Annotated in this window: 23 protein-coding genes; 12 read left to right on the forward strand and 11 right to left on the reverse strand. The window is 62.9% G+C overall.

The window, feature by feature from the left end; translation table 11 throughout:
- Positions 1–163 precede the first annotated feature (163 nt).
- A complete protein-coding gene (gene yihA, locus AC0ZZU_RS00175) occupies positions 164–796 on the forward strand; it encodes a ribosome biogenesis GTP-binding protein YihA/YsxC (RefSeq protein WP_476338126.1) in 633 nt (210 codons plus the stop codon).
- Between the two features lie 259 nt (positions 797–1,055).
- Here the strand turns inward: yihA and polA are convergent, their stop codons facing one another.
- Positions 1,056–3,830 carry a DNA polymerase I gene (gene polA, locus AC0ZZU_RS00180; protein WP_476338128.1) on the reverse strand — a complete coding sequence of 925 codons (2,775 nt, stop codon included), beginning with the start codon at positions 3,828–3,830 and terminating at the stop codon, positions 1,056–1,058.
- 75 nt (positions 3,831–3,905) lie between these two features.
- Between polA and AC0ZZU_RS00185 the strand changes: the two genes are divergently transcribed.
- Positions 3,906–4,193 (forward strand): DUF2782 domain-containing protein, encoded by a 288-nt coding sequence (locus AC0ZZU_RS00185; protein ID WP_158460907.1) that lies wholly within the window; start codon positions 3,906–3,908, stop codon positions 4,191–4,193.
- Between the two features lie 69 nt (positions 4,194–4,262).
- Positions 4,263–5,213, forward strand: coding sequence for a homoserine kinase (locus tag AC0ZZU_RS00190; protein ID WP_476338130.1), 951 nt, complete (start codon positions 4,263–4,265; stop codon positions 5,211–5,213).
- Between the two features lie 47 nt (positions 5,214–5,260).
- On the opposite strand, the gene AC0ZZU_RS00195 is transcribed toward AC0ZZU_RS00190, so the two are convergent.
- The gene (locus tag AC0ZZU_RS00195; protein ID WP_476338132.1) at positions 5,261–6,226 is read right to left on the reverse strand and encodes a zinc ABC transporter substrate-binding protein; all 966 of its coding nucleotides are present in this window, start codon (positions 6,224–6,226) and stop codon (positions 5,261–5,263) included.
- A gap of 18 nt (positions 6,227–6,244) precedes the next feature.
- Here AC0ZZU_RS00195 and zur point away from each other — a divergent pair, with 18 nt between their 5' ends.
- The 4 genes from zur to AC0ZZU_RS00215 all read left to right on the forward strand — a co-directional run bounded on the left by zur (position 6,245) and on the right by AC0ZZU_RS00215 (position 9,126).
- Complete coding sequence (gene zur / locus AC0ZZU_RS00200; protein WP_158460904.1) at positions 6,245–6,730, forward strand: zinc uptake transcriptional repressor Zur; 486 nt, start codon at positions 6,245–6,247, stop codon at positions 6,728–6,730.
- Positions 6,727–7,506: a zinc ABC transporter ATP-binding protein ZnuC gene (gene znuC, locus AC0ZZU_RS00205; protein ID WP_476338135.1), complete on the forward strand. Its 780-nt coding sequence runs from the start codon at positions 6,727–6,729 to the stop codon at positions 7,504–7,506. The genes zur and znuC overlap by 4 nt, the downstream gene beginning before the upstream one ends.
- Complete coding sequence (znuB, locus tag AC0ZZU_RS00210) at positions 7,499–8,281, forward strand: zinc ABC transporter permease subunit ZnuB (protein ID WP_158460902.1); 783 nt, start codon at positions 7,499–7,501, stop codon at positions 8,279–8,281. The genes znuC and znuB overlap by 8 nt, the downstream gene beginning before the upstream one ends.
- A 128-nt stretch (positions 8,282–8,409) precedes the next feature.
- A complete protein-coding gene (locus AC0ZZU_RS00215) occupies positions 8,410–9,126 on the forward strand; it encodes a PA5502 family lipoprotein (RefSeq protein ID WP_476338137.1) in 717 nt (238 codons plus the stop codon).
- 38 nt (positions 9,127–9,164) lie between these two features.
- Here the strand turns inward: AC0ZZU_RS00215 and katE are convergent, their stop codons facing one another.
- Positions 9,165–11,309 (reverse strand): catalase HPII, encoded by a 2,145-nt coding sequence (gene katE / locus AC0ZZU_RS00220; RefSeq protein WP_476338139.1) that lies wholly within the window; start codon positions 11,307–11,309, stop codon positions 9,165–9,167.
- A 222-nt stretch (positions 11,310–11,531) separates the two neighbouring features.
- On the opposite strand from katE, the gene AC0ZZU_RS00225 reads away from it, so the two are divergent.
- Genes AC0ZZU_RS00225 through AC0ZZU_RS00235 form a run of 3 tightly spaced genes read left to right on the forward strand, consistent with a single transcriptional unit; the run spans position 11,532 to position 14,019 of the window.
- Positions 11,532–12,539: a methionine ABC transporter ATP-binding protein gene (locus tag AC0ZZU_RS00225; protein ID WP_476338141.1), complete on the forward strand. Its 1,008-nt coding sequence runs from the start codon at positions 11,532–11,534 to the stop codon at positions 12,537–12,539.
- Positions 12,539–13,210, forward strand: coding sequence for a methionine ABC transporter permease (locus tag AC0ZZU_RS00230; RefSeq protein WP_476338143.1), 672 nt, complete (start codon positions 12,539–12,541; stop codon positions 13,208–13,210). The genes AC0ZZU_RS00225 and AC0ZZU_RS00230 overlap by 1 nt, the downstream gene beginning before the upstream one ends.
- A gap of 38 nt (positions 13,211–13,248) precedes the next feature.
- Positions 13,249–14,019 (forward strand): MetQ/NlpA family ABC transporter substrate-binding protein, encoded by a 771-nt coding sequence (locus AC0ZZU_RS00235; RefSeq protein ID WP_476338145.1) that lies wholly within the window; start codon positions 13,249–13,251, stop codon positions 14,017–14,019.
- A 24-nt stretch (positions 14,020–14,043) separates the two neighbouring features.
- On the opposite strand, the gene AC0ZZU_RS00240 is transcribed toward AC0ZZU_RS00235, so the two are convergent.
- Genes AC0ZZU_RS00240 through AC0ZZU_RS00255 form a run of 4 tightly spaced genes read right to left on the reverse strand, consistent with a single transcriptional unit; the run spans position 14,044 to position 17,075 of the window.
- Complete coding sequence (locus tag AC0ZZU_RS00240; protein ID WP_476338147.1) at positions 14,044–14,676, reverse strand: SCO family protein; 633 nt, start codon at positions 14,674–14,676, stop codon at positions 14,044–14,046.
- Positions 14,677–14,713: 37 nt separating this feature from the next.
- Positions 14,714–15,775: a COX15/CtaA family protein gene (locus AC0ZZU_RS00245; protein WP_476338149.1), complete on the reverse strand. Its 1,062-nt coding sequence runs from the start codon at positions 15,773–15,775 to the stop codon at positions 14,714–14,716.
- 9 nt (positions 15,776–15,784) lie between these two features.
- Entirely contained in the window at positions 15,785–16,369 is a 585-nt protein-coding gene (locus AC0ZZU_RS00250; protein WP_476338151.1) for a hypothetical protein, read from the reverse strand.
- Positions 16,335–17,075 carry an SURF1 family protein gene (locus tag AC0ZZU_RS00255; protein WP_476338153.1) on the reverse strand — a complete coding sequence of 247 codons (741 nt, stop codon included), beginning with the start codon at positions 17,073–17,075 and terminating at the stop codon, positions 16,335–16,337. Before AC0ZZU_RS00255 ends, AC0ZZU_RS00250 begins: the two co-directional genes overlap by 35 nt.
- 51 nt (positions 17,076–17,126) lie before the next feature.
- Here AC0ZZU_RS00255 and AC0ZZU_RS00260 point away from each other — a divergent pair, with 51 nt between their 5' ends.
- Entirely contained in the window at positions 17,127–17,330 is a 204-nt protein-coding gene (locus tag AC0ZZU_RS00260; RefSeq protein ID WP_158460893.1) for a twin transmembrane helix small protein, read from the forward strand.
- A 6-nt stretch (positions 17,331–17,336) separates the two neighbouring features.
- On the opposite strand, the gene AC0ZZU_RS00265 is transcribed toward AC0ZZU_RS00260, so the two are convergent.
- From AC0ZZU_RS00265 to coxB, 4 genes are read right to left on the reverse strand one after another with little or no spacing between them, the layout of a single operon-like run.
- The gene (locus AC0ZZU_RS00265; RefSeq protein ID WP_476338155.1) at positions 17,337–18,224 is read right to left on the reverse strand and encodes a cytochrome c oxidase subunit 3; all 888 of its coding nucleotides are present in this window, start codon (positions 18,222–18,224) and stop codon (positions 17,337–17,339) included.
- An 11-nt stretch (positions 18,225–18,235) separates the two neighbouring features.
- Positions 18,236–18,775 (reverse strand): cytochrome c oxidase assembly protein, encoded by a 540-nt coding sequence (locus tag AC0ZZU_RS00270; protein WP_476338157.1) that lies wholly within the window; start codon positions 18,773–18,775, stop codon positions 18,236–18,238.
- A gap of 1 nt (position 18,776) precedes the next feature.
- The gene (gene ctaD / locus AC0ZZU_RS00275) at positions 18,777–20,366 is read right to left on the reverse strand and encodes a cytochrome c oxidase subunit I (RefSeq protein WP_158460890.1); all 1,590 of its coding nucleotides are present in this window, start codon (positions 20,364–20,366) and stop codon (positions 18,777–18,779) included.
- 37 nt (positions 20,367–20,403) lie between these two features.
- Positions 20,404–21,531 (reverse strand): cytochrome c oxidase subunit II, encoded by a 1,128-nt coding sequence (gene coxB, locus AC0ZZU_RS00280; protein WP_476338160.1) that lies wholly within the window; start codon positions 21,529–21,531, stop codon positions 20,404–20,406.
- A 367-nt stretch (positions 21,532–21,898) separates the two neighbouring features.
- On the opposite strand from coxB, the gene AC0ZZU_RS00285 reads away from it, so the two are divergent.
- Entirely contained in the window at positions 21,899–22,540 is a 642-nt protein-coding gene (locus AC0ZZU_RS00285) for a hypothetical protein (protein ID WP_476338162.1), read from the forward strand.
- The last annotated feature ends 29 nt before the right edge of the window (positions 22,541–22,569 follow it).

Consider the following 22,569-nt stretch of genomic DNA (forward strand, 5'->3'; position numbering starts at 1 on the left):
GCTGCGTTCTGCTGCGCGAGCTTGAAACCGGCCCCCTGTGCACATCGTCCTACGCTGGGATAATGCGCACACAAAAACTACGGCATTATATACTTCCGTCATCCAAACGGAAACGACACCGCTTGCCGGGCAAGGCCTTGGCAACACCCACATCGGATATCGCATGCAAGTCAAAAACCCCATCCTCGGCCTCTGCCAGAAAGCTACATTCGCCATCAGCGCGGCCAAGGTCGACCAATGCCCGGACGACCAGGGTTACGAAGTAGCGTTCGCTGGCCGTTCCAACGCCGGCAAGTCAAGCGCCCTCAACACCCTGACCCACGCCAGCCTGGCACGTACCTCGAAAACCCCGGGCCGCACCCAGCTGTTGAATTTCTTCAGTCTGGACGATGAACGGCGTTTGGTCGACTTGCCGGGCTACGGTTACGCGAAAGTGCCGATCCCGCTCAAGCAGCACTGGCAGCGCCACCTCGAGGCTTACCTGGGCAGCCGCGAATGCCTGAAGGGCCTGATCCTGATGATGGACGTGCGCCACCCGATGACCGACTTCGACAAGATGATGCTCGACTGGTCGCTGGCCAGCGGCATGCCGATGCACATCCTGCTCACCAAGGCCGACAAGCTGACCTTCGGCGCGGCGAAGAACACCTTGCTCAAGGTGCAGACCGAAATCCGCAAGGGCTGGGGTGAAAGCGTGACCATCCAGCTGTTCTCGGCGCCCAAGCGTCAGGGGCTGGAGGAGGCATATGGGGTATTGGCAGGGTGGATGGAGCTCGAGGACAAGCCCGAGGCGTGACGCCTTTCGCCCTGTGGAGCGGCGGTTCGGCGTACCGACTTGCCCGCTCCGGGGTCAAATCGCAGGCAAAAAAAACCCCGGACTTCATATGGGGAGGGGGAAGTTCGGGGTCCAAGTTCGGACCGCTAGGGCGGGGTCCGAATATCTGCCAACACTTAACACAACATAGGAGCATCGAAAGGCTTCACCAGCCAATCGATAACTCAGAGTCATAATACGTCGCGAAAGTTCCAGCGAACTGAAAACTATTTGCGATGGGTCAATGCGCCTCATCCCAATTCGCGCCTGCACCAACTTCCACCAGCAGCGGAACATCAAGCTGCGCAGCGTTGCTCATGTACGGCCGGATTTCCGTCTTGACCTGCTCAACCAGGTCTTCGCGAACCTCCAGCACGAGTTCGTCGTGTACCTGCAGGATCACCCGCGCATCCAGGCCCGACTCGCCCAGCCAGCTGTCCACCGCCACCATGGCGCGCTTGATGATATCGGCCGCGGTGCCCTGCATCGGCGCGTTGATCGCTGTGCGTTCGGCGCCCTTGCGCAGAGCCTGGTTCTTGGCATTGATGTCTGGCAGGTACAAGCGCCGGCCAAACAGCGTCTCGACGAATCCTTGCTCCGCAGCCTGGGCACGAGTGCGCTCCATGTAGGCGAGCACGCCAGGGTAGCGGGCGAAGTAGCGGTCGATGTAATCCTGGGACTGTTTGCGGTCGACGCCGATCTGCTTGGCCAGGCCGAAGGCGCTCATGCCATAGATCAGGCCAAAGTTGATCGCCTTGGCGCTGCGGCGCTGATCGTTGGTGACTGCCTCAAGCTCCACTCCGAACACCTCGGCGGCAGTGGCCCGGTGCACGTCCAGATCGTTGCGGAAGGCATGCAGCAGGCCTTCGTCCTTGGCCAGGTGTGCCATGATGCGCAGCTCGATCTGCGAGTAGTCCGCGGCCAGCAGGCGGTAGCCGGGGCTGGCGACGAAGGCCTGGCGGATGCGCCGTCCTTCGGCTGTGCGGATGGGGATGTTCTGCAGGTTCGGATCGCTGGATGACAAGCGCCCGGTCGCGGCCACGGCCTGCTGATAGGACGTGTGGATACGCCCGGTGCGAGGGTTGATCTGCTCGGGCAGGCGGTCGGTATAGGTGCTCTTGAGCTTGCTCAGCGAGCGGTACTGCATCAGCACCCTGGGCAGTGGGTAGTCCTGCTCGGCCAGCTCCGCCAGCACGGCCTCGGCGGTGGAAGCCTGGCCCTTGGCGGTCTTGCTCAGCACCGGCATTCCCAGTTTGTCGTAGAGAATCACGCCCAGTTGCTTGGGCGAGCCAAGGTTGAACTCTTCACCGGCAATCTCGTAGGCCTCACGTTCCAGCTGGGCCATCTTCACCCCCAGCTCCTGGCTCTGGATGCCCAGCAGCGCCGCATCAACCAGCGCGCCCTGGCGCTCGATCTTCGCCAGCACCGGCACCAGTGGCATCTCGATGTCGGCCAGCACCGGCTGCACGCTGGGCGTCTTTTCCAGGCGTGCCTGCAGGGCCTGGTGCAGACGCAGGGTGATATCGGCGTCTTCGGCGGCATATGGACCCGCCAGTTCCAGCGGGATCTGGTTGAAGGTCAGCTGTTTGGCGCCCTTGCCGGCGACATCCTGGAAGGCAATCGTGGTATGACCCAGGTACTTGAGCGCCAGGCTGTCCATGTCATGGCGGGTGGCCGTGGAGTCCAGCACATAGGACTCGAGCATGGTGTCGTACGCCACGCCGCGCATGTGGATACCCTGGGACGGGTCGCCGCCGATGGCGCAGTTGGCGAGGATATTGATGTCGTACTTGGCGTTCTGGCCGATCTTGGCCTTGGACGGGTCTTCGAGCAGTGGCTTGAGCGCCAGCAGCACGCTGTCGCGATCCAGCTGCTGGGGTGCGTCGGCGTAGTCATGGGTGAGCGGCACGTAGGCCGCTTCATGCGCCTGGACGGCAAACGACAGGCCGACCAGCTGGGCACGCTGGGCGTCCAGGCCGGTAGTCTCGGTGTCGAAGGCGAACAGCGGCGCCTGGCGCAGCTTTTCGAGCCAGGCGTCGAAGCGGGCCTGGTCAAGGATGGTCTCGTACTTCGCCTCGACGGCTTCAGCAGCAGGAAGCTCCTCGGCCACCTCCGGCACAGGCTCGCCGGAGCGCGCGGCGTCGCGCTGCACATCGGCGATCCAGCTGCGGAACTCCATCTCGTTGTACAGCGCCAGCAACGCCTCGCGGTCAGGCTCGCCGCACACCAGTGCCTCGACCTCGACATCCAGCGGCACATCGATCTTGATGGTCGCCAGCTCATAGGACAGGAACGCCGCGTCGCGGTGCTCCTCAAGCTTGGCAGCCAATGACTTGGCGCCACGCACGGACAGGCCCGCGACCTTGTCCAGGTTCTCGTACACCTCGCGCAGGCCGCCGCCAATGCCGGTCAGCAGGCCCACGGCGGTTTTCTCGCCGACACCCGGCACGCCCGGAATGTTATCGACCTTGTCGCCCATCAGCGCCAGGAAATCGATGATGTGCTCGGGACCGACGCCGAATTTCTCGTGCACCCCGGCCACGTCCAGCACGCTGCCCGTCATGGTGTTGACCAGGGTGATATGGCCGTCGACCAGTTGCGCCATGTCCTTGTCGCCGGTGGAGATGACCACCGGTCGGCCGGCCGCGGCGCTGCTGCGGGCCAGAGTGCCTATCACATCGTCGGCCTCGACGCCTTCGACGCACAGCAGTGGATAGCCCAAGGCTCGCACGCTGGCGTGCAGCGGCTCGATCTGCACGCGCAGGTCATCGGGCATGCTGGGGCGATTGGCCTTGTATTCAGCGAACATGGCGTCGCGGAAGGTACCGCCCTTGGCGTCGAAGACCACCGCGAACAGACCGTCCGGGTATTGCTTGCGCAGGCTCTTGAGCATGTTCAGCACGCCCTTGACCGCACCCGTCGGCATGCCCTTGGAAGTGGTAAGCGGGGGCAGCGCGTGAAAGGCGCGGTACAGGTAGGAGGAGCCGTCCACTAGGACGAGGGGCGCTAGGCTCATGAGCAGAATCAACCTTTTCGACGGGTCCGGCGCTAGAATATCCGGAAAACTGGACGACAAAGGGACAAGGTTATCATGCGGACACTCAATCGCCTGTTACTGCTCGGCCTGTTGGCAACCACGCCTGTCGTCACCCTGGCGGCGGACGACGCCCCCTCGGCCGATCCCGAGGTGACCATTCGCACGGAAGGCGACAAAACCATCCAGGAGTACCGCCAGAACGGTTTCCTGTATGCGATCAAGGTCACGCCGAAGACCGGCAAGCCTTATTTTCTGGTACGCGCCGACGGTTCGGAAGGCAACTTCGTACGTTCCGACCAGCCGGACATGCTGATTCCATCGTGGAAGATCTTCGAGTGGTAAGGTAGCGCGTACCCTTCACATCAACCTGGCACTTCCAGTCGGAAGTGCCCGTATGGGCGTTTTTTGATCATGTCAGTCTTCACCCCCGTGACCCGGCCGGAGCTGGAAACCTTTCTGGCGCCCTATGGCCTGGGCCGTCTGCTCGATTTCCAGGGCATTGCCGCAGGTACAGAGAACAGCAATTTCTTCATCAGCCTGGAACAAGGGGAGTTCGTTCTGACGCTGGTTGAGCGTGGACCGGTCGAAGACATGCCGTTCTTCATCGAGCTGCTCGACGTGCTCCACGAAGCCGACATGCCGGTGCCCTATGCCTTGCGCGACCGCGACGGCAACGCCCTGCGCGAGCTGGCGGGCAAACCGGCGCTGCTGCAGCCACGGCTCTCGGGCAAGCACATCAAGGCACCGAACAACCAGCACTGCGCGCAGGTCGGCGAATTGCTCGCGCATATCCACCTGGCCACCCGCGACCGGATCATCACGCGCAAGACCGACCGCGGCCTGGACTGGATGCTGGACACCGGGGCCGAACTGCTGCCGCGCCTGACGCCGGAGCAGGGCCGCCTGCTGCACGCCAGCCTGGACGAGATCAATGCACACAAGGCGAAGATCCTGGCCCTGCCCAGGGCCAACCTGCACGCCGACCTGTTCCGCGACAACGTGATGTTCGAAGGCACGCACCTCACCGGAGTGATCGACTTCTACAACGCCTGTTCCGGCCCAATGCTCTATGACCTGGCGATTACCCTGAACGACTGGTGCAGCGACGAGCACAGCGCGATCGACGTGCCACGGGCCCAGGCCCTGCTGGGCGCATATGCGGCGCTACGCCCGTTCAGCGCCGCCGAAGCCGAGCTGTGGCCAGTGATGTTGCGTGTGGCCTGCGTGCGTTTCTGGCTCTCGCGGCTGATCGCCGCCGAGTCGTTTGCAGGCATGGACGTGATGATCCACGACCCTGCCGAGTTCGAGGTGCGCCTGGCGGCGCGGCAGGATGTGAAGCTGGCGCTGCCGTTTGCGTTGTAACTGTCACGGCCACATCGCGGGCTTGCCCGCGATGTGGCCGCAACGCCCTACAACTGCTCCAGACACCCGGCCAGATCCTTGCCCATCTTCTCCAGCAATTGCTCATACCCGTGGGCACTGGCTGCCTCGCTGCCACCCAGAGCATCCAGCTCCGCGAGCCTGACCGGCAACCCCGCCACCAGGGTCTCGGCCAGGCGCGGCCGCAGCGGCGGCTCGCTGAAGACGCAGGTCTTGCCCACTTCCTGCAACCGCTTGCGCATCGCGGCCACATGCTGCGCCCCAGGTTGCACCTCGGCCGCCACGCTGAACACGCCGGTGTGCTTCAGGCCATACGCTGACTCGAAGTAATCGAACGCCTCGTGGAAAACGAAATATGGCTTGTCGGCGATACCCGCGACCCGCTCCTTGATGCGCTGGTCCAGGGCATCCAGGCGTGTGTCGAAGGTTTTCAGGTTGGCTTGATAGCGCACGGCATTGGCAGGATCAGCGGCGACCAGGTCTGCCGCCATCTTTGCCGCGATCACCCGCGCATTCACTGACGACAACCACAGATGAGCGTCCAGGCTGCCGGGGCGATGATCATGGTCATGCTCGTCGGCGCCTTCGTCGTGGGAATGGCTGTCTTCGCCGAAGTGGCGTAGCTGCAGCCGTGGCAAGACCTGCACGGCCACGCTGGGCTTGCTCCGGTTGCCCAGCACGCGGGGCAGAAAGCCCTCCATGTCCGGGCCGATCCAGTACAGCAGGTCGACATCCGCCACTCGCCGCACATCGGATGGGCGCAAGGCATAGTGGTGCGGCGAAGCGCCGGGCGGCAACAGCACGTCAGGGATGCCGACCCCCTCCTGGACCGCGGCGGCTATCTGCTGAAGCGGCTTGATGCTGGTCAGCACACGCACCTCGGCCTGTGCCTGGCTAACCCCGGCGAAGGTGACGAATGCGACAAAAAGGGCTAGGAATCGGGACACGATGAACACTCGACAGGTCAGAAACAGGTAACATAATAACGTCTCCATCCAGAACCGTCGCTGCCCATGTCTATCATCCATCTGGCTCATCGCCCCCATGATCACTCCCGTTGCGTCCACAGTGCGCTGACCGAGGCCGATACCATCTGCGCGCGCCTGGGCCTGCGCCTGACTGCTCTGCGCCGCCGTGTGCTGGAGCTTGTCTGGCAGAGCCACAAGCCGTTGGGGGCCTACGATATCCTGGCGGTGCTGAGCGAGCAGGATGGTCGCCGCGCCGCGCCGCCGACCGTCTACCGGGCGCTCGATTTCCTGCTGGAGAACGGCCTGGTCCACCGCATCGCATCGCTCAACGCCTTCATCGGCTGCAGCCATCCCGAGCACTCGCACCAGAGTCAGTTCCTGATCTGCCGTGAATGCCACGTGGCCGTCGAGCTGGAGCAGGCGAGCATCAGCGATGCGATCCTGGCGAGCGCCAGCACCGTGGGGTTTACCGTCGAGGCGCAGACTGTCGAAGTGGTCGGCCTTTGCGGCAATTGCCGGAGCGCTGCATGAGCGACGCTTTGATCCGACTGGAACAGGTTGGCGTCACCTATGCCGGCGACGCGGTGCTCGACAGCATCGACCTAAGCGTCGCGCCGGGGCAGATCGTCACCCTGATCGGCCCCAACGGCGCTGGCAAGACCACCTTGGTCAAGGCCGTGCTCGGCCTGCTCAAGCCGCACCGGGGCAGTGTCTGGCGCAAACCGCGCCTGCGCATTGGCTACATGCCGCAGAAGATTCAGGTCGACGCTACGTTGCCGCTGTCAGTGCTGCGTTTCCTGCGCCTGGTACCCGGTGTGGACCGTCCTGCCGCGCTGGCCGCGCTCAAGGAAGTCGGTGCCGAACAGGTCATCGACAGCCCGGTGCAGACGGTATCCGGAGGCGAAATGCAGCGCGTGCTGCTGGCCCGCGCGCTGCTGCGCAAGCCTGAGCTGCTGGTCCTCGATGAGCCGGTGCAGGGCGTCGACGTCGCCGGGCAGTCCGAGCTGTACGGCCTGATCACCCGCCTGCGCGACCGTCACGGCTGCGGCGTATTGATGGTGTCCCATGACCTGCACCTGGTCATGAGCACCACTGACCAGGTGGTCTGCCTCAATCGCCACGTCTGCTGCTCGGGTCATCCGGAGCAGGTCAGCGGCGACCCGGCCTTTGTCGAGCTGTTCGGTAACAACGCCGCGACGCTGGCCATCTATCACCACCACCACGACCACAGCCATGACCTGCATGGCTCGGTGGTCGCGCCCGGGCAGGGCACCCATGTTCACGGAGAGCATTGCAAGCATGGCTGATTTTCTTCTTTACGCCCTGCTTGCAGGTCTGGCCCTGGCGTTGGTGGCTGGCCCGCTGGGATCGTTCGTGGTCTGGCGGCGCATGGCCTATTTCGGCGATACGCTTTCACACGCCGCGCTGCTTGGCGTGGCTCTGGGCTTTGTGCTGGATGTAAGCCCGGCACTGGCGGTAACCGTCGGGTGCCTGCTGCTGGCAATCCTGCTGGTCACCTTGCAGCAACGCCAGCCGCTGGCCTCGGACACCCTGCTGGGCATCCTGGCGCCGAGCACCCTTTCGCTGGGCCTGGTGGTGTTGAGCTTCATGCACGATGTGCGCATTGATCTGATGGCCTACCTGTTTGGCGACCTGCTGGCCATCAGTCCTGGCGACCTGGGCTGGATCCTGGGCGGCAGCGCGCTGGTGCTGGTCCTGCTGGCGGCGCTGTGGCGGCCGTTGCTGGCAGTTACCGTCCACGAAGAGCTGGCCATGGTGGAAGGCCTGCCGGTGGCTGCGCTGCGCATGGCCCTGATGCTGCTGATCGCAGTGGTGATCGCGGTCGCCATGAAGATCGTGGGCGTGCTGTTGATCACCTCGCTGCTGATCATTCCCGCCGCCGCGGCGCAACGCCATGCCCGCTCGCCCGAGCAGATGGCCCTGGGTGCGAGTCTGATCGGCGTCACGGCGGTGTGTGGCGGCCTGGCATTGTCCTGGTTCAAGGACACACCGGCAGGTCCGTCGATCGTGGTCTGCGCGGCGATGCTATTCTTGCTGAGCCTGGCGCTTCCCAAGCGCTGAGGGGTAGGGTGCGCGCCTGGTGCACCCTGCAACCCTTTCCAGGGTAAAGGGTCTGTAAGACTTATTTTCGAGCATGCGCACCTCGGTGTAGACTGGCTCGCTTTTTGCGCAAATAGAGAGTTGCAGGAATGAAGCCGTCCGCCTCACGTTATCTGCTCCTTGCCGCGTTTTCCGTGATCCTGGCTGCGTGCTCCAGCGCCCCGCTCGAGCAGGCGGCCGTCCCGGCCCAGCCCGATGCCTGGCAACAGCTGGAGCAGACCATTGCCAGCAATGAGCTGGCCACCGCCGAAGACCAGCTGACCCGTCTCCAGGCCCAGTCGCCGGACGACCAGCGCCTGGAGCAGTACCAGCGCCAGCTGGCCGAAGCCTACCTGCAACGCAGCCAGATCGTGCTGCAGAAGGGCGACGTCAATGCCGCCGCCACCGCGTTGGCCCGCGCCCGCGTGTTGATGCCCCAGGCGCCTGCGCTGACGGGCGGCGTCAATGGCGCCATCAGTACCGCGCGCAAGGCCGAACTGGAAAAAGCCGAAGCGGCGCTGAAGGCTGCCGAGGCCAAGCCTGCAGCACGCCTGATAGATCCGACCGCGCCGAGTACGGTGATCGCATTGACGACTACTGAGATTGCGGACATGCGCCGTCAGCTCGATGACATCGCGGCGGATGTGGTGAATTATCGGTGCGAGGTGGTGTTCCAGGTGCCACGCGCCCAGGATGCGCCTTGGCTGAAGACGCTGCTGAGCAAGCGTGTGAGCAAGCTGGATGATGGTTTCAAGCTGGTACAGCGGCACGAGATCCAGCGCGCACTACCCGCTCAGGTGGTATTGATTCCGCATCGCGCGGAGTGATCCTGCCGCGGGCTTGCCCGCGGCAGGGCCCCTTGGCCTTACGCCGGAATCGCTTCCGCCGCAGCCTCCCGATCCCAGACCCGGTGCTGCTCCACAGCCTTGATAAAGGCAGCAACCGTGGTCTTGTCATCACCCAGCAGCAAGCCTTTATCGGCTACAAGTCCCACCCTGTCGAGCAACGGCTTGGCCGCCGCGTCCAACGCCAGCGGCTTGAGATGCTTGTAGGCCTCCAGCAGGAAGTGAATCGCCAGACCGCTCTTGCTCACGGCCTCCAGGGCCTGGGCGCCTGCTGGCACCAGCACTCCATCGAACATCACCGACGGCATGCCTTCCATCGAGGCATCGACTTTCAGCTCTTGGCCGTCAGCCGTTTTTACAGGCGCCGAGGTCGGGCCGAGCAAGAGGGGCTGTGCACGCTCGGCTTCCATTGCCTTGACCAGTCGATCGACGCTGGCGCCATCCACGCCATCAGCCACCAATACGGCGATCTTGCGTCCGCTGATGCCGATGGTGCCGGGATGGTTCATCTGGCTCAGGGCTGGCGACTTGGTCAATTTCGGTGTTGGAACCTGCACCGTGCCGCTGGTGGGCGCGGGCAGGCCAAGTTTCGCTGCTACCCCGGCCGCCAGGGTCAGGTCGATATTGGCCAGGATCTCGTTCACCTCACGCACACGAATGTGCTCGCGCTCCACCTTGCCCAGCTCGAAGCTGTAGGCATTGATGATGTGTTGCTGCTCGTTGGGGCTCATGCTCTGGAAGAACAGCCGGGCCTGGGAGAAGTGATCGGAGAATGATTCGCTGCGTTCGCGGATCTTGTGCGCATCGACACGCTCCTGGTACGTCTCGAAGCCACCGTCCTGCGGGCCGGCCGGGGTCTCCTTCGGCCAGCCGCCATCGATCGAGTTCGGCTCGTAGGAGGTACGCCCCAGGTCTATGCGCTGGCGGTGCATGCCATCGCGCTGACCATTGTGGTTGGGCGCCAGCGGGCGATTGATCGGGATCTCGTGGAAGTTCGGGCCGCCCAGACGGCTGATCTGTGTATCGGTATACGAGAACAGCCGGCCCTGCAGCAGCGGGTCGTTGGTAAAGTCGATGCCCGGCACGATATGGCCAGGGCAGAATGCGATCTGCTCGACCTCGGCGAAGAAGTTGTCCGGGTTGCGGTTGAGCACCATCTTGCCGAGCGGCGTTACTGGAACCAGTTCTTCCGGGATGATCTTGGTCGGATCCAGGAGGTCGAAATCGAACTTGTGTTCGTCGGCCTCTGGCACGATCTGCACGCCAAGTTCCCATTCTGGGTAGTGACCGGTCTCGATCGCTTCCCACAGGTCACGGCGATGATAGTCGGTGTCCTTGCCTGCCAGCTTCTGCGCCTCGTCCCACAATACAGAGTGCACGCCCTGCTTGGGTTTCCAGTGGAACTTGACGAACGATGCCACGCCTTGGGCATTGATCAGGCGGAAGGTATGCACGCCGAAGCCTTCCATCATCCGCAGGCTGCGCGGGATGGCCCTGTCGGACATCGCCCAGATGACCATGTGCGCCGACTCCGGCACCAGCGAGACGAAGTCCCAGAAGGTGTCATGAGCCGAGCCACCGGTCGGTATCTCGTTGTGTGGCTCGGGTTTGACCGCATGGACGAAATCGGGAAACTTGATTGCGTCCTGGATGAAGAACACCGGCATGTTGTTGCCGACCAGGTCAAAAATACCTTCGTCGGTATAGAACTTGGTGGCAAAACCGCGCACATCGCGCACGGTATCACCCGACCCGCGCGGGCCTTGAACAGTAGAGAAACGCACGAATACCGGAGTGATCTTCTCCGGATCCTGCAGGAAACCGGCCTTGGTCAGTTCGGCATGATTGCCGTAGCTCTGGAAAAAGCCGTGAGCACCGGTACCGCGCGCATGAACGATGCGCTCAGGGATGCGCTCATGGTCGAAGTGGGTGATCTTCTCGCGCATGATGAAGTCTTCGAGCAGCGACGGACCGCGCGAGCCAGCCTTCAAGGTGTTCTGGTTGTCGGAAATCTTGACGCCCTGATTGGTGCGCAGAGCCTCGCCCGTGGCGTCGCTGCGTACATCCTCCAGGCTTTGCAGCTTGGCATTGACGTTGGCACGGTCCGGTGTCTGAGTTCCCGCAAGTTCGCTTTGCTTCGGCGCGTCGGTCTTGTTGCTGGGCATATCCGAGTCTCCTCATCAATCATCAGGGCGCCCGTTCAGGGCTTGTCCTGCTAGTGACTGGAGGCCGGCGCCAAGCGTTCAATCCGAGTTGCCAGCTGTCGCGTTATGCCCGTTGCATTGGATGATTACGAAATAAATGCTAAGAACTGCGATTCGAAAAGGCTAAAATGCCGGCCCGGCTAACCGCTGACCCTAATTCATGCGCCCCACAAGGTTCGCTAAGTGATCGAGTTTCAAAACGTCCATAAGACCTACCGCGTCGCCGGTAGGGATATTCCCGCCCTGCACCCGACCAGCCTGACCGTCGAAAACGGCCAGGTCTTCGGCCTGATCGGCCATTCCGGCGCAGGCAAAAGTACCCTGCTGCGCCTGATCAACCGACTCGAAGCGCCGAGCGGCGGCAAGATCATTGTCGATGGCGAGGATGTCACCGCATTCAATGCCAGTGATCTGCGCGCCTTCCGCCAGCAGGTCGGCATGATCTTCCAGCACTTCAACCTGCTGGCCTCCAAGACCGTCGCCGACAACGTGGCCTTGCCGCTGATCCTGGCCGCCGAGTTGTCGCGTGGCGAGATCGACCGGCGCGTCGACGAGCTGCTGGCCCGTGTCGGCCTCGCCGAGCATGCCAGAAAGTACCCGGCGCAGCTGTCCGGCGGCCAGAAGCAGCGCGTCGGCATCGCCCGCGCCCTGGCCACGCGGCCGAAGATCCTGCTGTGCGACGAGGCCACCAGCGCCCTGGACCCGCAGACCACAGCCTCGGTGCTGCAGCTGCTGGCCGAGATCAACCGCGAACTGAAGCTGACCATCGTCCTGATCACCCATGAAATGGACGTGATCCGCCGGGTGTGCGACCGCGTGGCCGTGATGGATGCGGGCCGGATCGTCGAGCAGGGTTCGGTGGCCGATGTGTTCCTGCACCCGCAGCACCCCACGACCAAGCGCTTTGTCCAGGAGGACGAGCAGGTGGATGAAGCCGAGCAGCGCGACGACTTCGCCCACGTGCCAGGACGCATCGTGCGCCTGACCTTCCAGGGTGATGCCACCTATGCGCCGCTGCTGGGCACCGTGGCCCGTGAAACCGGCGTGGACTACAGCATCCTTGCCGGGCGTATCGACCGCATCAAGGACACCCCCTATGGGCAATTGACCCTGGCCGTCACCGGCGGCGACATGGACGCGGCGTTCGCCCGCTTCTCGGCAGCTGATGTTCATATGGAGGTACTGCGTTAATGGACGCCCTTGGTTTCTTTGCCAACGTCGACTGGGCCGAAATCTGGCTCGCCACCGTCGACACCATGATCATGCTGTTCGGCTCGCTGTTCTTCACCGTACTGCTGGGCTTGCCGCTGGGCGTGCTGCTGTTCCTGTGCGGGCCGCGGCAGATGTTCGAGCAGAAGGGCGTCTATGCGCTGCTTTCGCTGGTGGTGAATATCCTGCGCTCGCTGCCGTTCATCATCCTGCTGATCGTGATGATCCCATTCACGGTGCTGATCACCGGCACCTCGCTGGGCGTCGCAGGGGCGATTCCGCCGCTGGTTGTCGGGGCCACGCCGTTTTTTGCCCGCCTGGTGGAAACCGCGCTGCGCGAAGTCGACCGCGGGATCATCGAGGCGACCCAGTCCATGGGCGCCACTACTCGCCAGATCATCACGAATGCGCTGCTGCCAGAGGCTCGTCCGGGCATTTTCGCAGCCATTACCGTCACGGCGATCACTCTGGTGTCCTATACCGCGATGGCCGGTGTGGTGGGCGCGGGCGGCCTGGGCGACCTGGCGATCCGCTTCGGCTACCAGCGTTTCCAGACCGACGTGATGGTGGTTACCGTGGTGCTGCTGCTGATCCTGGTTCAAGTGCTGCAAAGCGTCGGCGACAAACTGGTCGTTCACTTTTCCCGTAAGTAACCCGATGGGGTCGGCTTGGCCCTCACAAGGAGTGATTCATGAAAAAACTGCTTGCTGTCGTCGCCGCAGTCGCGGCCTTCTCGGCCAATGCCGAGTCCCTGACCGTCGCTGCCACCCCGGTGCCGCACGCCGAAATCCTGAAGTTTGTCCAGCCGCAGCTGGCCAAGGAAGGGGTGGAGCTGAAGGTCAAGGAGTTCACTGACTACATCCAGCCGAACGTGCAGGTTGCCGAGAAACGCCTGGATGCCAACTTCTTCCAGCACCAGCCGTATCTGGACGAGTTCAACAAAGCCAAGGGTACTTCGCTGGTGAGCGTTGCCGGTGTGCACCTGGAGCCGCTGGGCGCCTACTCGAGCAAGATCAAGACGCTCGGCGAGCTGCCGTCCGGTGCCACCGTGGTCATCCCCAATGACGCCACCAACGGTGGCCGTGCGCTGCTACTGCTGAACAAGGCGGGCGTGATCAAGCTCAAGGATGGCGGCAATATCCTGTCGACCGTCAAGGACATCGCCGAGAACAGCAAGAACCTCAAGTTCCGCGAGCTCGAAGCCGCCACCATCCCGCGCGTGCTGACCCAGGTCGACCTGGCGCTGATCAACACCAACTACGCGCTGGAAGCCAAGCTCAACCCCGAGAAGGACGCCCTGGTCATCGAAGGCAGCGACTCGCCTTACGTGAACATCCTTGTTGCCCGTCCAGACAACAAGGACTCGGATGCCATGAAGAAGCTCGCTGCAGCATTGCATTCGCCCGAGGTGAAGCAGTTCATCACCGAGAAGTACAAAGGCGCGGTGATTCCGGCGTTCTGATTCATCGCGGCATGTAGCGTGGGTCTATTCCTTCTGCACCAGCTTCGGCAACTGCGCCACCATTTTCTGGTTGTTGAACGGGGCTCGAATGAACCCACGCTGCCGCCCATCCGGCCCCAGGATGGCCAGGTTCCCGCTGTGATCCACCGTGTACCCCGGCTTGCTGGTGTCGGCCGGGATGAACGGAATGCTCATGCCGTTGGCCAGCTTCTGAGTGCTGTCGATCGAGCCAGTCAGCCCGCGAAAATCCTTGTCGAAATACCCCAGGTACTGCCTCAGCTGCTCCGGCGTGTCACGGTCCGGATCGACACTCACCAACACGACCTGCAACCGGTCCACGGCCTCCTTGGGGAGCTCGCTCTTCACCTGGCGCAACTGGGCCAGGGTGGTGGGGCAGATGTCCGGGCAGTAGGTGTAGCCAAAAAACAGCAGTGACCATTTGCCCTTGAGCTCGTCGAGCGCCACCGGTTGGCCTTTCTCGTCGGTCATCTCCACGGCGGGGACCGTGCGGCTCTGGGGCAGCAGGATGATACCGGCATCGATGAGCTCGGCCGGATTGCCCTCGCTGCGGCCGGTGAGCACCTTGTTGACGGTAAGGCCCATGATCAGCGCGACCAGGGCAACGAGGATGAATACGGTTTTCTGGGTTCGGGTCATAGTCTGGCAACAGTAGTGGTCGGTAAGCGGCTGGCTATCACGGTACATCACCCAGCCCCGGTGCGGCAGGGTTATTGCCAAGCGCCAGCACGCGAGAGCCTTGGCCAAGCCGTACCTTGTCGGCCACACGTATGCGGTAGTTGACCAGCACCATTCCCAACAGCAAGGCCGCGCCACCGGCGTTGTGCGCCACCGCCACCGCGAGCGGCAGGTGGAACAGCACATTGCTGATGCCCAGTCCCAGTTGCACCGCCAGGCCCAGCAGCACCAGGCGCGATAAGCCAGACAGCCCATGGCGGTAGAGCCTGTAGCTCAGCAACAGCAGCACGCCCGTGACCAGCACCGCGCCCAGGCGATGGCTGATGTGAATGGCCGTGCGCGCATCGCTGTCCAGCTGACCACCCAGGTAGTTGGGGCCGATGTGCTGGGTCAGGTGAAACCCATTGGTGAAATCCGCTGTCGGCCACCACTCGCCATGGCAGGTGGGCAGGTCGATGCAGGCCACAGCCGCATAGTTGGCGCTGACCCACCCGCCCAGCGCGATCTGTCCGATCACCATCAGCAGGGCCAGGGCCGCGAGGCGCCGCACGCTCAGGGGAAGCCGGGGCAGTGGAGCAAACGCCCCCGACAGACGCAGGCTCAGCAAGAACAGCAGGCTCAAGGTCATGAACCCGCCCAGCAGATGCGCGGTTACCACCTGCGGCCAAAGCTTGAGCGTTACCGTCCACATGCCGAACGCCGCCTGCGCCAGCACTACGCCCAGCAACAGCAGCGGCAAGCGGCACGGCTGGCCGCTCTCGGCACGCCGGCGCACGGCCTGCGCCGCCAGCGCGGCGATGACCAGCGCGAGGGTGCCTGCAAAGTAGCGATGGGTCATCTCCGCCCAGCCCTTGTGTGCCTCTACCGGCGCATCGGGAAAATGCAGCTCGGCATGCGCAAGCTGGGCTTCGGTCTTGGGCACACTGATAAAGCCGTAGCACCCCGGCCAGTCGGGGCAGCCGAGTCCGGCGTGCGTCAGGCGAGTATAGGCCCCGAGCAGTACGACGAGCAGTGCCAGCAGGGTGGCGAACACGGCAAGGCGGTAACCGGGTCTGGCCATGATGGGCTCCTAGCCGATATTGGACAGCTTGAGCAGGTGACGCAGGTCGCCGAGCACATGCTTGCCGTTGACCTTGGCGTCATACCGCAGTACCAGGTTGCCGTGCGGGTCGACGATCCACAGTTGCGCACCCGGCTGGCTGACGCGCCGGCTGTAACGCGCGAGATCCAGCGGGTAGCGCTGCAACTGCGGGTACTCCTGGGCAAGCAGTGCCTGGTAGTCGGACGGCAAAGGCTGCGCGGCCGCAAGGGCATGGCTGGCGCGGCTGGCGTCACGCCCCAGGCCGATCTGGATCTGCCGCGCCAGGTAGACCAGCTGCCGGCAGTCCTGATCGCACTCGGCAGGGACACTGACCAGCAGCTGCCAGCGCTGCTCGCCGGCATCCACGCCAAGATCACTGCGGCTCAGGCCGTCTCCGATCATCTGCCCGTGGTAGCTGCGGCTGTCCGGCACCCAGAACTGCATCCGGTACATGCTGGTGGCCAGGATCATAGGGCCCAAAACCACCAACAGGATAAGGATCAGCTGGAGGCGGCCGCGGGCCCGCGACCTGGGCTTTTCACGCGTGTCGGGTGGACTTGTGGCCGCTGCCATGAGGGCGCTCCTTGTGGTTGTGCCAGCCAAGATAGAGGTAGAGCAGTAGCAGCGTGGTAGCCAGGGCGAACCACTGGACCGCATAGCCAAGGTGCTTTTCCGGGCCCATGGCGACGATTGGCCAGTCCAGCCGGTAGCTGGCGGGGCCGGGTTCCAGGCGCAGTTCGTGGGCAAAGCCCTCGCGTTGCAGCTGTGGCCACAGTTGGCTGGCGTCGATGGCGGTCAGCAAATGCGGCCAGCGGCCACCCACCGGATCGGCGCGTAGCTGGAAGGTGCTGCCCGGGGCTACGTAGACCCAGGCGTTCAGCGCAAGGCTATGCGCTGGTGTATCGATGGCCACCGGCACACGACGGTCAGGCCAGGGCAGCCAGCCACGGTTGATCAGCAACCACTGTCCGCTGGCCTGGTCCTGGAACGGCTGCAACAGCTCGACCCCCGCCTGGCCATCACGCAGGCGGTTGTCCAACAACAGGCTGTGCCCGCCATCGAAGGTGCCCTGCAGGTGAACCCGGCGATACGCCACGTCAGGCGTTCCAGACAGCTGTCCGACAGACACCGGCGCTTCGACTCGCCGCTCGGCCTGCGCCGCCAGCAGCTCGCGTTTCTGCTCGGCCCGCCCAAGCTGCCAGCAGCCGAGGCCGATCAGCCCCGGCAGCAGCAGCGCCACCACCAGGCTTGGCACCAGGCCCGGTCGAAAAGGCATCATCGAGCCCCCGCTATACTGACAGTCATCACCGTGTCCCCCTGGAGCCCCGCCATGCTCAAAGCCGCGATTGTCCTGCTGCTGCTGGCCACCATCGCCAGCCTGTTCAGTGGCCTGGTGTTTCTGGTCAAGGACGACGGCAACTCCACCCGCCTGCTCAAGGCCCTGACCGTACGCGTGACCCTGGCCGCGCTGACCCTGGCGCTGATCACCTGGGGCCTCTACAGCGGCCAGCTGGTGTCCCACGCACCCTTCTGAAGCGGACTACAGTACGTAGACGAAAATGAACAAGCCGACCCAGACCACATCGACGAAGTGCCAGTACCAGCTGGCCGCCTCGAAGCCGAAGTGTTTCTCGGGATTGAAGTGCCCGCGCAGAATACGCACCAGCATCACGCTGAGAATCAGTGTGCCCATGGTCACGTGGGCGCCGTGGAAACCCGTGAGCATGAAGAACGTCGCCCCATAGATCCCCGACCCTAGCGTCAGCCCCAATTCGTTGTAGGCCTCGTGGTACTCGTACGCCTGCAACAGCAAGAACAGCAGGCCAAGCAGGATGGTCACCCCGAGCCACAGTTTCAGCGGGCCGCGATGATCCTTGCGCAGGGCGTGGTGGGCGATGGTAATGGTCACGCTTGAGCTGACCAGCAAAATGGTGTTGATCAGCGGCAAGTGCCACGGGTCGATCACCTCACGAGGCGGCGGAAAGAGCTTCGGATCAGGCGTATGCAGAAGCGGCCAGGCGAACTCGAAGCTCGGCCACAGCATGTGCGATACACCCTTGTGGCCTTCGCCCCCGAGCCAGGGGCCGGCCAGCACCCGCACGTAGAACAGCACCCCGAAGAAGGCGAAGAAGAACATCACCTCCGAAAAGATGAACCACGACATGCCCCAGCGGAACGAGCGGTCGAGCTGCGCGCTGTAGAGTCCGGCGTGACTCTCCTTGACCACCGCGCCGAACCAACCGAACAGCATGTAGGCCAGGCACAGGGCACCTGCGAAAAATATCCATGGCCCATGGGACTGTTCGTGCCCGGCCTTGAGATCGTTGAACCAGGTCCCAAGGCCGAACACGGTAATCAACAGGCTCAGCGTGGCAATGATCGGCCATTTGCTCTGCGCCGGAACGTAGTACGGCTCGTGACTTGCCATTGCTGTTCTCCTTATCGCGCCGCCGCAGGCGTGCGTGCGGTGATATCGAACAAGGTGTAGGCCAGTGTCAGGTGCTTCACGCTGCCAGGCAGGTCGCGGTCGACAATGAAACGCACCGGCATCTCGATGCGCTCACCGGGCTGCAACACCTGCTGGCCAAAGCAGAAGCACTCGGTCTTGTGGAAATACGCCGCCGCTTCGGCTGGGGTGATGCTGGGGATTGCCTGGGCGGTCATCGGCCGGTCTGTCGGGTTGCGGGCGACGAATATCATCTGGTTCACCGCGCCCGGGTTGACCTCCAACTGGTCGGCCGTGGAATGAAACTCCCAGACCATGTCACGCGCAGTGGTCGACATGAACTGCACCCGCACGGTCCGCGAGGGGTCGCTGACCTGGCTGCCCTCGTACTGCCCGCCCGTCTTGCCATTGATTCCGAAGGCCCGGCACATCACGTCGTAGATCGGCACCAGGGCAAAGCCGAAGGCGAACATCGCCACGCTCATCAAGCCGAGGCGAAGCACCAGGCGGCGCAGCGGAGCCCTGTCGTTCATCTCATTTCACTTCCGGAGGTGTCTGGAAGGTGTGGTAGGGCGCGGGCGAGGGGACCGACCACTCCAAACCGTCGGCGCCATCCCATGGCTTGGCCGGGGCCGGCTCGCCGCCGCGGATGCACTTGATGACAATGAAAAGGAAGAAGATCTGCGTAGCGCCAAAGGTGAAGGCGCCGATCGAGGAGACCATATTGAAGTCGGCGAACTGCAGGTTGTAGTCCGGCACCCGCCGCGGCATCCCCGCCAGGCCTACGAAGTGCATAGGGAAAAATGCCATGTTCATGCCGATGAACGACAGCCAGAAGTGCAGCTTGCCGAGGGTTTCGTCATACATGTGGCCGGTCCACTTCGGCAGCCAGTAATAGGCCGAGGCGAAGATCCCGAAGATCGCTCCCGGAACCAGCACGTAATGGAAGTGCGCCACTACGAAGTAGGTGTCGTGGTACTGGAAGTCGGCCGGGGCGATGGCCAGCATCAACCCGGAAAAGCCGCCGATGGTGAACAGGATGACAAAGGCAATGGCAAACAGCATCGGCGTCTCGAAGGTCATTGCCCCCTGCCACATGGTGCTTACCCAGTTGAATACCTTCACACCGGTCGGCACCGCGATCAGCATGGTGGCGTACATGAAGAAGAGTTCGCCGACCACCGGGATGCCGACCACGAACATATGGTGGGCCCAGACGATGAACGACAGGAAGGCGATGGCGCCGGTGGCGTAGACCATCGAGGTGTAGCCGAACAGCGGCTTGCGTGAAAACGCCGGGATGATCGAGCTGACCGCGCCAAAGGCCGGCAGGATCATGATGTAGACCTCGGGGTGGCCAAAGAACCAGAACACATGCTGGAACAGCACCGGGTCGCCCCCGCCGGCGGCGCTGAAGAAGCTGGTGCCGAAGTGGATGTCCATCAGCATCATGGTCACCACGCCGGCCAGCACCGGCATCACGGCGATCAGCAGGAACGCCGTGATCAGCCAGGTCCAGACGAACAGCGGCATCTTCATCAGCGTCATGCCGGGTGCGCGCAGGTTGAGAATGGTGGCGATCACGTTGATCGCGCCCATGATCGAGCTGATGCCCATGAGGTGGATGGCGAAGATGAAGAAGGTCACGCTCTCCGGTGCGTAGGTAGTCGACAGCGGGGCGTAGAACGTCCAGCCAAAATTGGGCCCGCCGCCCGGGCTGAACAGCGTCGATACCAGCAGCAGGAACGCCGCTGGCAGCAGCCAGAAACTGAAGTTGTTCATCCGCGGCAGCGCCATGTCCGGCGCACCGATCATCAATGGGATCATCCAGTTGGCCAGGCCGACAAAGGCGGGCATGACCGCGCCGAAGACCATGATCAGGCCGTGCATGGTGGTCATCTGGTTGAAGAACGCCGGTTCCACGATCTGCAAGCCCGGCTGGAACAGCTCGGCGCGAATCACCATGGCAAAGGATCCGCCCAGCAGGAACATCGTGAAACTGAACCACAGGTACATCGTGCCGATGTCCTTGTGGTTGGTGGTCAGCACCCAGCGCATGAGTCCCTTGGCCGGCCCGTGGGCATGCTCATGACCGTGGCCATGCTCGTCAATCACTGCACTCATGTCCTGTCTCCTGCAATCAAGTAGCTGGCTGACCGGCTCATTGGCCTTCAGCCTGCTTGAGCGCTAGCACATCCTTGGGCGTGACCATGTCACCTTTATTGTTGCCCCAGGCGTTGCGCTCGTAGGTCACCACGGCGGCGATGTCCACTTCCGAAAGCTGCTTGCCGAATGCGGCCATGGCGGTGCCGGCCTTGCCGTGGAAGACAATGCCCAGGTGCTCGCTGATGGGCCCGGTGGCGATCTTCGAGCCCTTGAGTGCCGGGAACATCGGCGGCAGGCCCTGGCCCTCGGCCTGGTGACAGGCCACGCAAGTGGTGTGGTAGACCTTGTCGCCGCGCTCGACCAGCTCCTGCAGGGTCCATTCCTTGCTGGTCAGCTCCTTGAGCTTGGCCGCCTCGGCCTTGCGCTCGCCTAGCCAGGTGTCGTAATCGGCCTTGGACTTGACCTCGACCACCACCGGCATGAAGCCATGGTCTTTCCCACACAGCTCGGTGCACTGGCCGCGGTAGACGCCTGGCTTTTCGATACGCGTCCAGGCCTCGTTGACGAAACCAGGAATGGCGTCACGCTTGACCGCGAAGGCCGGCACCCACCATGAATGAATGACGTCGGCGGCAGTGATCAGGAAGCGCACCTTGGCGCCGACCGGCAGCACCAGCGGCTGGTCGACTTCAAGCAGGTAGTGTTCCCCCTTGGGCGAGTCATTACGGATCTGTTCGGAAGGGGTTGAAAGGTTGCTGAAGAACTCGACGTCCTGGCCCAGGTACTTGTAGTGCCATTTCCACTGGTAGCCGGTGACCTGGATGTCGATGTCCGAATCGCTGGCGTCATAGATGTCGATGAGGGTCTTGGTGGCCGGAATCGCCATGGCCACAAGGATAAGAAAGGGCACCACTGTCCAGAGGATTTCCACCCAGGTGTGCTCGTGAAAATGCGCCGCCTCCTGGCCGGTGGAGCGCCGGTGGATGACCATCGACCAGAACATCGCCCCGAAGACCACGACACCGATGATCACGCAGATCCAGAAAATGGTCATGTGCAGATCGAACACGGCGTTGCTGACTTCCGTCGCCCCCGGCGCCATGTTCACGGTCCACGCAGCGTGCGCGGGACCCATCATCAACCACAACAGCAGGCCCATCCAGACAGGTGGATGTCGCTTCATTGCGGGTCCCCTTTATCGTTCTTGTTGTCCCGGAGGCATGGACCTGAGCGGAGGGAGCGGGGGTCAAGACAGCGATCTCTGACGGCCGTGCCCCTGCAGACTGCAGTCGGGCCTCATCAACGAATCACGTTCATCCGCAGTATAGACAGCGGCTTCCTGACCGCCATGGCACGTATGAAAAGCCTTTCATGAAATGAGGAGTTTACCTACAAGCCGCATGACAGCTGGGCTGGGGCAGAGTAATGGCACATTGATAGAACTGATATGTAGGTAACCGCTAAGGGTTATAACAAATATGTCTTAAACGTTTGCGTATACCAGCTAACTTAGTGTCTTCCGTTTGTAATGCCATGTCCCTGGAGTTGTCATGAACATTGCTGCTTTACGTGAGCAGATCATCCTTGCCCATCAACATGAGAGCCAGACCGCTCAGCTCAAGCAACGTCTTGAGCAACAACTGCCGCACCTGCACCCCTCGATTCAGTTACCCAAGGACGACGCGCAAGGCACTCTGACAAGGTTTGTCACCGCTTACATCGATCAAGTACCAGAGCTGCTAGAAGCTGCGCATGCCGTGGCACGCGAAGCCGGTATCGAGTCGCAGGTCACGCCTGTGCTGAAGATCGCCGAGGCCTATTTCGTACAGCCGCCCGAGGTGATGGCCGGACACATTGGTCTCGATTGCCTGCTGGATGAGGCCTACCTCGCCCATCGCCTGGTCGAAGAGGTCAACGACCTGTACATCCGGCATTTCCAGCAGCCGCTGATCCCGGTGGACACCACCGTCGCCAACCTGATCGCCCACCAGCTGATCGGCGAGACCTTCGCCAATCAGCTCGATGAGGTCGTGCATCATTCGGTCGACGAGATGCTCGATGAAGAAAGCTTCGCCGTGGAGTCGGTCGAAGTCTACCGCGACGCGCTGACCAGCCCGGCCACTGGCGAGGCGTGGAAACGCTGGCCGTGCCTGTCGCGACAGCTAGGTGTTGAGCTGGGTCAGTCGGCGTAGGCCGATAACTGGCACAACACTGGTCCTGG

It is taken from the genome of Pseudomonas sp. JE3303, from assembly GCF_056312565.1.